This window comes from Sodalinema gerasimenkoae IPPAS B-353, assembly GCF_009846485.1.
GTDB lineage: Bacteria > Cyanobacteriota > Cyanobacteriia > Cyanobacteriales > Geitlerinemataceae > Sodalinema > Sodalinema gerasimenkoae.
Genome location: NZ_ML776472.1, coordinates 3,712,522 through 3,725,983, shown reverse-complemented (window position 1 = coordinate 3,725,983; position 13,462 = coordinate 3,712,522). Strand labels below are relative to the sequence as shown.

Genomic DNA, 13,462 nt, shown 5'->3' with positions numbered 1-13,462 from the left:
GGAACTGGAATTGACGATGTGTTATTGACTTTTGATGATGGAACGGACGATCGCCGAGATTAACGAAAAAATTGAAACTGGGAAAGCCTCAGTCTGGACAGTCGAGGAACTTAAGGCCCGAGTGACAGATATCGGCGTGACCAAAGCCACCAAACAGGTGGATGTGATTACCACCGGCACTTTTGAACCCATGGAGTCCAGTGGGGCCATCCTTAATATCGGACATACTGACCCGCCGATCAAGATTCGTCGCTGTTGGATAGATGGCGTGATGGCCTATTCTGGCTTTGGGGCCGTGGATTTGTATTTAGGGGCGACGCAACTGGCAGAGGTGAGTGATGCCGAAGATCCCAGCCGTGAACCCACTTGGAAGGAGAATCGCGGCGGCGGCCATGTGATTGAAGACCTCATCGCTGGCAAAACCGTTCAGGTTCGGGCCATTGGCCAAGTCACCGATTGTTATCCTCGGGCCTCCTTTGAAACTCAGATTTCCCGCGATACCATCAATCAGTTCTATCTGTTTAATCCCCGCAATCTCTATCAGAACTTTATTGTCGGGGTCAATGGGGGCGATCGCACTCTCTTTACCTATCTCGGCCCCCTACAACCGCAACTGGGCAATGCAGTCTACTCCAACCCTGGGGCCATTTCGCCCCTGTTCAATGACCCCGATTTAGACCTAATCGGCATCGGAACCCGCGTCTTTATGGGGGGAGGCGTAGGCTATGTTGTCGGTGAAGGAACCCAACATTTCCCCCTACAAAAGCGACTCCCCAACCGTACCCCCATCGGCCCGGCGGCGACGTTAGCGTTGATGGGGGATGCACGGCAGATGAACCGCAATTGGGTGCGCGGCTGCTATTTCCATAACTATGGCCCCTCCCTGATGTTGGGCGTGGGGGTTCCTCTCCCGGTTCTCAATGAGACAGTGGTGGAACGCTGTGCCGTTCGCGATGAGGAATTAGTGGCCCCAGTGGTGGACTTTTCCATTCCTCGGCGAGTCCGTCCGACCTTTGGCTTAGTCAGTTATGCCCAACTGAAATCGGGTAAAATCACCGTCGATGGGAAATCCGTGCGAGTGGCCCCGTTAGCCAGTATTCCGCGATCGCGCCAAGTGGCCGAAGAACTCAAAGCCTGGATTGAAGCCGGGGAGTTCACCCTCACCGAACCCGTAGCCCCCATTTCGAGCGATCGCACCTTCGTTCCCCAAGATGTCTGGGGCCTACAAATTTCCTTAGATTAGGGATGACGACTCACCGCTAAACGAAGCTGATTCAGGGCATGACTGACGCTAATCTCACGAATCCAATCCCGTCCCCGCGTATCCCCGAGACGATACTCAACATGTTGCACCGACTCAGGGCCCGCTAACCCAATATAAACCAATCCCACCGGCTTGTCTGGGGTTCCACCGGAGGGGCCAGCAATGCCAGTAATGCCAATGCCCCAATCTGTGCCACAACAGTCGCGAACCCCCACCGCCATCTGTTCGGCCACCAGTCCCGACACAGCCCCCAGGGTTTCCAGAACCTGGCCATTCACCCCTAACAGATGTTCCTTAATCCGGTTCTCATAAGCAATCACCCCACCTAAAAAATAAGCAGAACTCCCCGGAATCTCCGTTAAAGTTTTGCCCAAATAGCCCCCAGTACAGGATTCCGCCACAGCCAAAGTCTGTCCCCGTTGTTGTAGGAGTTGTCCAACCACCGTCGCCAAACTCTCCTCATCGCTGCCATAGTAGTATGTGCCAGCAATCTCCTGAATTTGCTGGGCGATGGGATGGATGAGGGCCTCTGCCGCCTCTGTGGACTCAGCCCGGGCCGACACTCGTAACTTCACATGACCATAATTGGCATAGGGGGCCACTGTGGGATTGACGGAGTTGAGGAACCCAGAGACCTTTTCCGCTAACTCCGACTCGGGAATACCCCAAAACTTGAGGATACGGCTGTGAAACACCTGTTGACCCCAACCTAGAGCTTTGAGGGTCGGAACCGCTGTTTGTTGCCACATAGCCCGCATTTCCGAGGGAACGCCCGGAAAGGTGAATATAGTCGCGCCGCCTATCTGCCAAATGATGCCGGGGGCACTGCCAATGGGATTGGGTAAGACATCCGCCCCCTCGGGGAGTAAGGCCTGTTTGCGGTTACTCGGGGACATCGTCCGCCCGCGTTGGGCATATTTGGCTTCGATGTCCTTCAGCACATCGGGGCGTTCTTGTAGAGGGACATGAAAGAAATCCGCCAGAGTTTCCACCGTTAAGTCATCGGGGGTGGGGCCCAAACCTCCGGTAAAGATAAGGATGTCGGCGCGATGAATGGCAATATCAATGGCATCCTGTAACCGTTCGGGGTTGTCGCCGACGACGGTTTGATAGTAATGGGGAATCCCCAGTTTTGCTAATTCTTGAGCGATATATTGGGCGTTGGTGTTGAGGATATCGCCGAGGAGTAACTCGCTTCCGACGCAGATTAGTTCAGCTGCCATAGGGGATAGGAGAAGGTTTAAGCAAAAATGACTATCGTTTATCCTAAATTATTTCCAGGGTTTATGCCTAGTGCATCCCGGCAATAATTCCGAATTTCTTATATATAAATACATACAAAAAATTGTTCAGAGTAGTATTAAGTTGTTTGATTTGGGCAATCCAAACCCCCTGCCAACTTTTTTCCCATAATTCAAATTCCTAGGCTATAGTCGAGGAACTTAGACACGACCATGCTGCCGAATTCGGCTATCATACATGTCGCAATTAACTCAAAATCTTAACAAAAATATTATCTATGTGACCGGATTACCCCGGGCTGGTTCAACTCTAATCTGCCAACTTCTTGGGGAACATCCAGTCATTTATAGTCCGGGCCAGAGTTCGGCGTTGCTTAATGGCATTAAAACACTGCAAGGGCACCTGAGCGATCACGAATTTTTGCTCTCCCAACTAGACAATCAATTTGAACTTGTCTATCAACGTCTCCTGAATGCCTATCGAGGATTTATCAACGGTTGGTTTGCCGAAACCGAGAAAAACTGGGTCGTCGATAAAAATCGGGGCTGGCTGAATGCCCTGGATTTAGCCCTCCACCTCGACCCAAACTGTCGCATGGTCGTTTGTGTCAGGGAACTAGGACAAATCTACGGGTCTATTGAAAAACAACATGAAATGACGCTGCTGCTGGACTTTCCCGACAATTTAGCCAGTCTGTCTCCTTATGAAAGGTGCGATCGCCTATTTGCCCCTCAAGGAGTCGTTGGGGGTCCCCTAGGGGCTATTCAGGGGCTACAGGATAGAACACCAATGCAGCAAGAACGGTTATTTTTCCTGGTCTTTGAGCATTTGATGAGTGAACCGAGGCAAGTCATGGAAGACCTATTCACTTGGTTGACCCTAGACCCCGTGGACATCGACCCCCAAAACCTAACCGTGGGAATCCAAGAAGCGGACAGTTATTACCGCTTTAAATATCCCCATAAAACCTATCCCCAGATTCACCCCCCAGGGAAGCATCTCATCTCCCCTCGGATTCAACTCGAACTCCAAACCTCCTATCGCTGGTTTTACGAGTTGTTCTATCCAGGACTCGTGCCCACCAAAACTGGGGACTCCCAAGCCTGAACGATGTCCAGAAAAAAAGTTCTGAATTTAACGGAGTTAGACAAAGCCGTGGCTTATTCCTTTGGAGATGGATGGGCAGATTGGAGCATGGGGAGTTCCCTAACGCCAAGTTTGGCCCGTCCCCCTACGGCTTAGCCTATCTAGCCCGACTGTATCGGCATTCTAAGAATGCCTTTTCTTTTCACCCATCAATCATTTCCGATTAATTTATATCCCCGAGGTCAACACAATGGCAATTTTTCGAGTCGACCAACCTACAGATAATGGTTTAGGCGATACAGTAGGAACCCTAAGCTGGGCAATTCTTCAGGCGAACGACACCGCAGGACCGGCAACAATTGTCCTGGAAACCAATGTCACTATCAATGGTGTGATGAAGCGGTTGATTAACAGCGACATCACCATTACCGGGGACGACCCAGATACAGAGGAAGTCGAAACAGCCACCATTAGTGGCGACGACCAGTTTCGCCCTCTGTTTGTCAAGTCGGGAACCGTCAACCTCAATAACTTGGTCTTAACTGAGGGTCAAGCATTGGGTGGCAACAGCCGTGTGGGTGGGGGGGGCGCCGGGATGGGGGGTGCCCTGTTCATTTACGACGGGAATGTCACGCTTGAGAAGGCCCAGTTGACCAATAACTCTGCCCAAGGTGGAGCAGGTGGTGTAGGTGGATTGGGTTGGTCTGGTGCCGGGATGTTTGGTGATAGTGTTCAGAACAGTGGTGGACTGTTTAGTAATGGTGTTTCTGGCACCAGCGGCGGCTATGGGGGCCACGGCAACTACAGCGGCTACGGCGGCAACAATGGTACAAACGGCCAGAACGGCGGTTTCGGGGGCGGCGGCGGCTATGGCAGCAACGGCCACGGCGGTAGCGGGGGGTTTGGGGGCGGCGGCGGCTATGGCGGCGGCAGCGGCCACGGCGGTAACGGGGGGTTCGGGGGCGGCGGCGGCCTCGGCCTCGGTGGCCTCGGCGGCAACGGCGGCTATGGTGGCGGTGGGGGCCACGGCGGTAACGGTGGGGAGGTCGGTAGCGGGGGCTTCGGCGGCGGCAACGGCTTCAGCGGCAACCCCATTGGCGGCGGCGGTGGAGCCGGATTCGGTGGAGCCATTTTCATTCGCAGCGGCAACCTGAGCATTTTGGACACTAGCTTCAGTAATAACAGCGTCACAGGCGGAACGGGGCCTAACCCTGGTCAGGGAATCGGCGATGCCATCTTCGCCATGAAGACTACCAATGCGGACCCGGTTAATGGTAACACCCAAGGAATGCCGACCAGTTTGCCAGTCGCAGACCTAGGAGCAAACGTTAGCTTTACCCATATCACCAATGTCACCCTACCGACGAACCAAACCTACGGCATCGGATCTCACCTCGACTTTACCGTTACCTTCTCAGAAGCTGTCATTATCTCCGGTGACGTCTCCCTCCCCATTACCCTCGATACGGGCGGTGTGGTGAATGCCAGCCTGCTGGGTAATGGGTCATTAGCAACCAACCACAGCTTCCGCTATACCATTGTCGAAGGGGATGAAGACCTAAGCGGGATAGACGTAAGTGCCGAATTAGTTTTGGCCGATGAAGCTAGCATTGTCAATAGTGATGATTTTATCAGTGCAGCATTAACCCTCAACGAAACTGTCAATAGTGATGATTTCAATGCAGCATTAACACTCAACAATATCGGCAATACCGCAGCCATATTAGTCGATGGCATCCCACCAGATCCCCCCAAAATTACCAGCAGTGGCCCAACCAATAACACCACCCCAGACATTACTGGAACTGCCGAGGCTGGAAGCCAAGTCAAAGTGTTCAAAGGGGACGCAGGTCTTATTGGGACGGTCACCGCTGATGACGAGGGTAAATGGACATTTACGCTAGAAACTCCCTTAGCCAAAGGTGACTTTAGCTTCACTGCTACCGCAACCGATGCAGCGGGCAACACATCTGATGAATCGACCGCTGTCATTATCAGTATAGGGGTGGCGGTACCAGCTCCTACCCCCACCCCCACCCCCACACCTACTCCCACTCCTATAGCCACCCCCACACCTACACCTACTCCTACCCCTATAGCCATACCCACACCCACTCCCGAACCTGACCCAGAACCAGAACCACCACAAGAGATCTCATGTGAGCCAAGTCTAGGACAATTCATCTTGGGTCGGACTGGGGAGTCTCTACTGCTGTATGGTCCCGAGATGTATGGCACTCGGGGTGACGATACGATTGTTGGCCGTGACGGGGCTAAGGTCATCACGGCGGTAGGGGGTCGTAACCTCATTTTTGGTAATCAGGGCAATGACCTGATTCGTGGGGGGGATTGTGACGACACCCTATTTGGCGGTCAAGATAACGATACTCTCCATGGTGGAGGGGGCAACGATATCTTAGTGGGAGACCAGGGAGATGATGTAGTATTTGGTGAACGGGGGGATAACCTCATGTTTGGCAATCAGGGCAATGATATTCTCCATGCTGGCGAGGGCAATGATACGTTGTTTGGCGGTCAGGATAATGATGTGCTGATTGGTGGACCTGGGGATAATCTACTGTCGGGGGATTTGGGGAATGATACTCTCACTGGAGGCGGTGGGAATAATATCTTTGTGTTGCGAGAGGATGGAGGGGAAAATCTGATTACCGATTTTCAGGTGGGGGCTGACCGGATTGGACTATCTCATGGCTTAAGTTTGGCGGTCTTGGAATTCACTCAACTCGATGACCGAGTGTTGCTGTCTGTAGCTGGGGAAACTCTGGCGGTTTTGCCAGAGGTGACGGAGGCACAATTGAACTCTCCTGCTAATTTCCTCACGCTCAACTGGTAGCAACGATATCTGACTCTCAGCAACGAACCCCTCACAGATTTGGGGAACTCTAACGACTGGAGTCAAAGACCGGACACCGGGTTTCTTTGGGAATTAAACTTGAGAAACTCGGTGTTTCAACGGGCTTCCCATCCCCTCGCAATACCATTTTCTATCCGGAATCCGATAACATTGACTATCCGCTATCAGCAAGCCGTCTTAGAGTTTGATTTGATACAAATCCCCATATTTATATATTTGTCAAATTTGCGCTTGTAGAGTGTATCTGTTAAGAAAAGAGGAAGAGAAGCTGGGAGAAGGGGTCGGAAGAGGGATAAAAGAAGAGAAGCCAAACTGACCGAGCCATGACACGACGAGGATAACCCAGCGACGTGAGTGATGCTGAATGGGAAATCATCGAACCCCTTCTGCCCCCTGCCAAGTCAGAACGAGGTCGGGGCAGAAAATGGACAGTAGATATGAGAGCCGTCTACAACGCTATCCGACGCACAGAACCCGGTTTTGCCGTTTTACCACGACGCTGGGTCGTCGAACGCACCTTAGCTTGGCTAGGAAAGCACCGACCTTTGAGTAAGGATTACGAGCGTCTACCTCAAATGAGTGAGTGCTTTGTCTATCAAGCAATGACCGCTCTAATGCTTCAACGCCTTACCTCTTAATTTTTTCTTTATAGATACCCTCGAAAGTATTCCCATGGCCGAGTCCATTCTAGCGGAATGTGCATCCAGCTTTTTACTACAGTATATATAGGGAGACTAACTACGTAAATGTACTGAGGATAGTATCAAGCTGCTGGTTGATGTGGGCAATCTAAACTCGCTCCAAACTTTTTTCCCATAATGCAAATTCATAGGCTATAGTTAGGGAACTCAGGCGCGACCATGCCGTCTAGTTAAGGTACGATACATGCTGCCATAAACTCGAAGTCTTGATAAAAACATCATTGATGTGACCGGATTATCCCGGGCTGGTTCGACTCTCATCTGCCAGCTACTTAGGGAACATCTTGCAATTCATAGTCCGGGTCACAATTCGGCATTGCTTAGTGGAATTCAACCACTGCAAGGCCACTTGGGCGATCGCGATTTTTGACTCTCCCAACTGGACAATCAATTTGAATTTGTCTATCACGGTCTCCTGAATGCCCATCAAGGATTTATCAACTGAACCCATCTGCAGATTCCGACCCAAAATCCGAGAACAAGGGCCACTTCCGTGGAGTCCTTGCTCTGAAATTCGCCTGAGTCCCGAAAGAAATGAACATCATGAACTCTTCATTAATCCAAGAAAAAAGTGATTCCCGTTGTCAGGTTGGCAGCCATTATGATGAACTGCTAATCATCGACCCCAAAGTCCAAGATTATCTCAGCCTGATAAAAGAAGTATCCCCCAATATAGCTGTCCATATCCTCGACCCCAACCGAGACGGCATTACCCAAATCACCGAACTTCTACAGACTAACGCAGATGGCACAGCCCCCCGAGCCTTGCACATCCTCTGTCATGGTGCACCGGGCATCCTGTACCTCGGCAACAGTACCGTTAATCGCCAAACCTTAGACTGCCATCAAGAGCAATTCCAAGAATGGCTAAGTCGGAGTAGGGCCCAAACCGAAATCCATCTGTATGGATGTAACGTGGCGCAAGGAGAAATCGGACGCCAGTTCCTCGAACAGCTACACCACAGTAGCGGATGTAACCTAGCCGCCAGCGACACCCTCACGGGAAATCCAGCACAAGGTGGCAACTGGGAATTAGCGATCAAACTAGGAACCCTTCGCCGTCCCTCTCTCAGCTTTGCCCATTATGCCCACACCCTAGTCCCCACAGGTGCCCCTGACAAGAAAGCCGTCAGCGCTACCACCACCACCGTCACCCTGGATGTCCTCGCCAACGACACCGGCACCGGACGCCTGAAGATAGAAGGCATCAACACCACCGGCACCAATGGCACCGTCATGATTAATGACTGGATCTACGTCGGGGGCCAGTTCACCAATATCGGCGGTGTAGCTCGTAACAGACTGGCTCGGTTAAATTCTGATGGCACTGTTGATACCACATTTAACCCAGGATTTCCGAATAATTCGGTTTATGGTTTAACGGTGGATAGCGATGGTCACCTTTACGTCGGTGGCGATTTCACCAATATCGGCGTTGTGGCTCGTGACAGACTAGCTAAGTTAAACTCCAATGGCACTGTTGATACCGACTTTAACCCCGGTGCAGATGTTAGCGTCTCGGGCTTAACTGTGGATAACGATGGCAACCTCTACGTCGGTGGCAATTTCACCCAAATCGGCGGTGTAGCTCGTAACAGACTGGCTAAGTTAAATGCCAACGGCACTGTTGATGCCACCTTTGACCCCGGTGCGAATCAGTGGGTCTGGGACTTCGCAGTGGATAGCGATGGCAACCTTTACGTCGGCGGCAGTTTCACCCAAATCGGCGGTGTAGCTCGTACCAGAATGGCTAAGTTCAACTCCAATGGCACTGTTGATCCCACCTTTACCCCAACAGGTCCGACTAGTAATAATGTCTTTGGCTTAACGGTCGATAGCGATGGTTACCTCTATGCAGGGGGGGTGTTCACTACTATCGAGGGTGTAGCTCGTGACAGACTGGCTAAGTTAAACTCCAATGGCACTGTTAATAGCACCTTTAACCCCGGTGCGAATAATCGGGTCGATGGTTTAACTGTGGATAGCGATGGCAACCTCTACGTCGGTGGCAGTTTTACCCAAATCGGCGGTGTAGCTCGTACCAGACTAGCTAAGTTAAACTCCGAGGGCACTGTTGATACCGACTTTAACCCCGGTGCAAGTGGTAGTGTCTTGGCCATCGCCATCGACCCCAAACGAGACGTCCTCTACACTCCCATGGCCAACTTCAATGGCCTTGATAGTTTCACCTACACCCTCCGAGACAGCAACGGCATCAGCAACACCCCCATCACCGTCGAGATCCTGGTCAACGATGCTCCGGTTCTCGACAACAGCAACGACACCACCCTCACTGCCATTAACCAAGGCGATATCACCAACAGTGGTACCCTGATCTCGGAACTCGTCGGCATCAATGCCGCCAGCATCATTTCCGACCCCAACCCTAATGCTGCCAAAGGCATTGCCATCACCGCCTTAGATACCACCGAAGGCAGTTGGCAATATACAACCGACGGCACCACCTGGGTCAATACCCCCACCGTCTCCGCTACCAATGCCCTCCTCCTCGCCAAAGATGGCACTACCCGCCTGCGATTCGTTCCGAATGCCACCTACAATGGCACCCTCACCAACGCCATCACCTTCCATGCCTGGGACCAAATTACCGGCACTAATGGTGGAACCGCCAATGTCACTGACGACCTCACTAAAAACAGTACATTCAGCGTCTTTAGCAGTGCCAGCGAAACCGCCAGCATCACCGTTAACGCTCCCACCGTTGCCAGTGTCAGCGCCCCTGCCAACGGTATCTACGGAATTGGTGGAACCCTTGACTTTACCGTTACCTTCACCGAAGCCGTCACTCTCACTGGTGCCGTCACTCTCCCTCTCACCTTAAATACCGGCGGTGAGGTCAATGCCACCCTCATGGGTATGGGTAACTCTGCCACGATCCATACCTTCAGGTACACTGTTGCCAATGGTAACCTAGATAGCGATGGCATCACCCTTGGCAATGCCCTCAACTTACCTGCCGGTGCCACCATTCAAAATGCCAATGACGTTGACGCTAACCCGACCTTAAATAATGTGGCACCCACCACTGAAGTATTGGTTGATGGTGTTCCCCCTTCGGTTACTTTAACAACCACGGCTACCCCCACGGTCAACGCTCCATTTACCGTCACTGCCACATTCAGTGAAGATGTCACGGGTTTTGCATTAGTTGATATTAGCGTCGGCAATGGCACCGCCGGTAACTTGACCGCAGTCAGTGCCACAGAATATACCTTTGATATCACCCCCACCGCTGATGGTAATGTCACCGTGGATGTGCCGGCTGGGGTGGCTGCCGATGCAGCCACCAACAATAACATTGCTGCTGTCCAACTGACCCAGGCTTATGATACTACTGCGCCAGATGCACCGATCATTACCACCACTGGTTCAACCAACGACACCACCCCAGAGATTACTGGAGAAGCAGAAGCCAATAGTACGGTAGAGATATTCCAAGACAGTGACTCTATCGGTACAGCTATTGCTGATGGGGATGGAAACTGGACATTTACCCCCGCCGCAGCCTTAGCCGAAGGTGAATTTAGCTTCACCGCTACAGCCACCGATGCGGCGGGTAACACATCTGATGCCTCGACCGCAGTTAACTTAACCGTCGATACCACTCCACCGGATGTACCGACCATTATCACTACTGGTTCAACCAACGACACCACCCCGGAGATTACCGGAACAGCAGAAGCTGGAAGCAAAGTCAAAGTCTTCAAAGGTGGGACCTCTCTGGGTACAGTCACCGCTGATGAGGATGGAAACTGGACATTTACCCCCGCCACAGCCTTAGCCGAAGGTGACTTTAGCTTCACCGCTACAGCCACCGATGCGGCGGGTAACACATCTGATGCCTCGACCGCAGTTAACTTAACCGTCGATACCACTCCACCGGATGTACCGACCATTATCACTACTGGTTCAACCAACGACACCACCCCGGAGATTACCGGAACAGCAGAAGCTGGAAGCAAAGTCAAAGTCTTCAAAGGTGGGACCTCTCTGGGTACAGTCACCGCTGATGAGGATGGAAACTGGACATTTACCCCCGCCACAGCCTTAGCCGAAGGTGACTTTAGCTTCACCGCTACAGCCACCGATGCGGCGGGTAACACATCTGATGTCTCGACCGCCGTAATTATAAGTATAGAGGGGGCTGCACCGGCTCCCACTCCTGTGGCCACACCCACTCCCACACCTGTAGCCACACCCACTCCCACTCCCGTAGCCACACCCACTCCCACTCCCACACCGACTCCCGAACCCACACCCGAACCCACACCTGACCCAGACCCCTCTCAAGAGGTCTCTTGTGAGCCAGGTCCGGGACAACTCATCTTGGGTCGGACTGGGGATTCCCTGCTGCTGTACGGTCCAGAAATCTATGGAACTCGGGGTAACGATACGATTGTTGGCCGTGACGGGGCTAAGGTCATCACGGCTGTAGGGGGTCGTAACCTCATTTTTGGCAATCAGGGCAATGACCTGATTCGTGGGGGGGATTGTGACGACACCCTATTTGGCGGTCAAGATAACGATACTCTCCATGGTGGAGGGGGCAACGATATCTTAGTGGGAGGCCAGGGAGATGATGTGTTGTTTGGCGAACGAGGGGATAACCTCATGTTTGGAAATCAGGGAGATGATATTCTCCATGCTGGCCAGGGCAATGATACCTTGTTTGGCGGTCAGGATGATGATGTGCTGATTGGTGGACCGGGGGATAATCTACTGTCGGGGGATTTGGGGAATGATACTCTCACTGGAGGCGGTGGGAATAATATCTTTGTGTTGCGAGAGGATGGAGGGGAAAATCTGATTACCGATTTTCAGGTGGGGGCTGACCGTATTGGACTGTCTCATGGCTTAGGTTTCGCGGTCTTGGAATTCACTCAACTCGATGACCGAGTTTTACTAGAAGTGGCTGGGGAAACTCTGGCAGTTTTACCAGGGGTGACGGGGGCACAACTGAACTCTCCTACGAATTTCGTCACCCTCAACTGGTAACAACGAGAATTGACCCTCAGCAATGAACTCCTCCTAGGTTTCATCGAACTCTGACGACTGGGATCGAATATCAGACACCGGGTTTTTTGGAAAAACTCGGTGTCTCTATGTTTTCCATTCCCTCACAATACTGGGCGTCGGTGTTGAAGATATCGCCGAGGAGTAACTCGCCTCTGACGCAGATTAGTTCAGCAGACCTAGAGAATAGGAGAAGGTTTAAGCCAAAATAGCCTATCGTTTATCCTAAATTATTTTCATGATTTATGCCTAGTCTACCCCGTCAATAATTCTGACTTTCTTATATGTAAATACATACAAAAAATTGTTCAAAGTAGTATTAATTCGTTTGATTTTGGCAATCCAAACCGTCTTCTAACTCTTTTTCCCATAATTCAAATTCATGGGCTATAGTCGAGAAATTCAGGCACGACCATGCTACCTGATTGAGGTACGACACATGCCGCCATCAACTCGAAGTCTTGAGAAAAACATCATCCATGTAACCAGGTTACCCCAGGCTGGTTCTACTGTAATCTGCCAGCTTCTCGGGGAATATCAGTGATTTCCAACTTGTTCATCTACCCGATGTCAACACAATGGCAATTTTTCGAGTCGACGACACTACAGATAATGGTTTAGGCGATACGGAAGGAACCCTAAGCTGGGCAATTTTTGAGGCCAATCAAGACCCAGAAACTCCCGCTACAATTATCCTGGAAACCGATGTCGAAATCACTGATGTGATGAAGCGGTTGATTAACAGCGACATCACGATTACCGGGGACGACCCAGATACACCTGAAGTTGAACAAGCCACCATAAGCGGCGGTGACCAGTTTCGCCCCCTGTTTGTCAAGTCAGGAACCGTCAACCTCAATAACTTGACTCTGAGCGGGGGGAAGGCTCTAGGGGGCAGTAGCCACCGGGGAGGCGGGGGCGCCGGGATGGGCGGGGCGCTGTTCATTTACGACGGGAACGTCACAATTCAGAATGCTGAGTTTACCAACAACGCAGCCCAGGGTGGAGCGAGTGGTGAAGATGAATTCAGTTTTGGTGGTGGTGGGATGTTTGGCAATGCCGGCGGCAGGGGTGGCGGCGGGATGTTTGATGATTCTACCGGCATCGACGGCGGCTACGGGGGTCTGGGCGAGTATGGCGGCGGCAGCGGCCTCGGCAGCCGGTATGGCGGCGGCAGTGGTGGTTTCGGCGGCGGCGGCGGCGGCAGTGGTGGCTTCGGCAGCTTCGGCGGCAGCGGTGGCTTCAGCGGCGGCGGCGGGT

At 52.2% G+C, this 13,462-nt stretch carries 7 protein-coding genes and 1 pseudogene; 7 read left to right on the top strand and 1 reads right to left on the bottom strand.

The features are described from left to right. Window positions 1-34: 34 nt before the first annotated feature. Window positions 35-1,243 (top strand): homocysteine biosynthesis protein, encoded by a 1,209-nt coding sequence (locus L855_RS16175; RefSeq protein WP_159789749.1) that lies wholly within the window; start codon window positions 35-37, stop codon window positions 1,241-1,243. Here L855_RS16175 and L855_RS16170 read toward each other — a convergent pair. After that, window positions 1,240-2,487: a competence/damage-inducible protein A gene (locus tag L855_RS16170; RefSeq protein WP_159789747.1), complete on the bottom strand. Its 1,248-nt coding sequence runs from the start codon at window positions 2,485-2,487 to the stop codon at window positions 1,240-1,242. The genes L855_RS16175 and L855_RS16170 overlap by 4 nt on opposite strands. Window positions 2,488-2,785: 298 nt before the next feature. On the opposite strand from L855_RS16170, the gene L855_RS16165 reads away from it, so the two are divergent. From L855_RS16165 to L855_RS22285, 6 genes and pseudogenes are all read left to right on the top strand, one after another. Further along, window positions 2,786-3,613 (top strand): sulfotransferase, encoded by an 828-nt coding sequence (locus tag L855_RS16165; RefSeq protein ID WP_246198911.1) that lies wholly within the window; start codon window positions 2,786-2,788, stop codon window positions 3,611-3,613. A gap of 3 nt (window positions 3,614-3,616) precedes the next feature. Next, on the top strand, window positions 3,617-3,748 hold the full coding sequence (locus L855_RS22295; RefSeq protein ID WP_281349518.1) for a hypothetical protein: 132 nt from the start codon (window positions 3,617-3,619) through the stop codon (window positions 3,746-3,748). Between the two features lie 94 nt (window positions 3,749-3,842). Then, window positions 3,843-6,446 carry an Ig-like domain-containing protein gene (locus tag L855_RS22290; RefSeq protein WP_159789743.1) on the top strand — a complete coding sequence of 868 codons (2,604 nt, stop codon included), beginning with the start codon at window positions 3,843-3,845 and terminating at the stop codon, window positions 6,444-6,446. 371 nt (window positions 6,447-6,817) lie between these two features. Further along, window positions 6,818-7,105, top strand: coding sequence for a transposase (locus tag L855_RS16155; RefSeq protein WP_159789741.1), 288 nt, complete (start codon window positions 6,818-6,820; stop codon window positions 7,103-7,105). A 606-nt stretch (window positions 7,106-7,711) separates the two neighbouring features. Continuing rightward, the gene (locus L855_RS16150) at window positions 7,712-12,184 is read left to right on the top strand and encodes an Ig-like domain-containing protein (protein ID WP_159789740.1); all 4,473 of its coding nucleotides are present in this window, start codon (window positions 7,712-7,714) and stop codon (window positions 12,182-12,184) included. A gap of 596 nt (window positions 12,185-12,780) precedes the next feature. Next, window positions 12,781-13,462, top strand: a pseudogene (locus L855_RS22285) (hypothetical protein); the annotation flags it as partial.